General features: G+C 62.0%; 2 protein-coding genes. Both read left to right on the top strand.

Going from position 1 to position 1323, the window contains the following annotated elements; genetic code table 11:
* On the top strand, positions 1–244 hold a 244-nt coding region (locus tag IVB27_RS26925; RefSeq protein WP_247446117.1), incomplete at its 5' end, for a hypothetical protein.
* Positions 245–247: 3 nt separating this feature from the next.
* Positions 248–1323, top strand: a 1076-nt coding sequence (locus IVB27_RS26920) for a VCBS domain-containing protein (protein WP_247446116.1), incomplete at its 3' end; no start/stop codon positions are given.

The following is a 1323-nucleotide window of genomic DNA, read 5'->3' as shown; positions in this document are numbered from 1 at the left end:
AACATGGCGGCTGTCAGGCGCGCGATCCACTCGCGAGCTCGGAGCGACTCTAGCCCCAAACAGGCTTGAGCGGCACATGTTCTCTTTGCACGTTTTCGAAGCGCTGAGCAGGACGGCCGGCATGCTGAGCAGCTCGGCATTTTTCTTCAGCAGCGTGGGCAAGGCAACGGCCGATCATCCCCGCGCCATTGTGCAATTTGTGCCGGTCCGTGAATGCGGACGGTGCATCACCCAGGGGATTTAAGCCATGGCGACGCAGACAACGGGCGGCGGTAGCACGGTTTCGTTCGGCAATACTCCGCAAGCCAACACGGACATTTTCTCGTTTGCGGAAGACGCCAGCAACATTCTTATCTTGAACGTGCTGGCAAATGACCTTGGGGGCGCGGCCAAGACGCTGTTCTCCCTGGACAATGGAACGAGCGCCTCCGCGTCCACCAAGAACTACGCACCGGCGGACTTGCTGGTCAAAGATGTGGCGTACAGCAGTGATGCTGCCGGAATGGCCGCAACCGCTGACCGCAGCGCCCTCGGCGCACGCATCTGGATCGAAGCGGACGGCACCGTTCATTACGACAAGGGCGACATCAACGTTCAGCTTCAGGCGCTGGCGACCGGGCAAACGCTGACTGACACATTCATCTACGCTATCCAGCTGGGCAATGGCACGCTGAGTTGGGCGACCGTGACACTCCAGTTCAATGGCGCAAACGACTCGGTCTTCATCACATCAAGTCCGCAGAGCGGCTCAGTGGTAGAAGACGCGAATGCCACACCCGATCTCTCGGATTCGCAGAGCGCGGCCGGCACTATCAGTTTCAACGACGCCGATCTCAGCGACACGCATTCGACCTCGGTCGCGGCAGCCTCTTCCAACACGACTTCGCTCGGCGCCTTCTCGCTCGATCCTGTCAACGAGGCGGCCAATGCCGCCAACGGCGCGGTGCAGTGGCACTACAATTTGAACAACGCGGCTTCGCAATACCTCGCTGCGGGCCAGACCGTCACCGAGAGCTTCGTGGTGACGATCAATGACGGCCACGGCTCGACAGCTACCCAGACGGTGACGGTCACGATCACCGGCACCAATGATGCTGCCACGGTCTCTTCCGAGGCGAAGTCCGTCACGGAAGGCGACACCGCGGCGGCGCTGAACACCAGCGGCCAGCTCACGATTGTGGATCCCGACACGGGCCAGGCCCACGTCGTGGCCCAGAGCAACGCCCACGGGACCTACGGCGACTTCACGATCGATGCCAACGGGGCCTGGAGCTACGCCGGTAACGGCGCCCACGACGAGCTCACCGCCGGCCAGCAGGTCCA

This window comes from Bradyrhizobium sp. 197, assembly GCF_023073375.1.
GTDB lineage: Bacteria > Pseudomonadota > Alphaproteobacteria > Rhizobiales > Xanthobacteraceae > Bradyrhizobium.
Note: the sequence above shows the minus strand (reverse complement) of the source record. Positions and strands in the feature narration are given on the sequence as shown.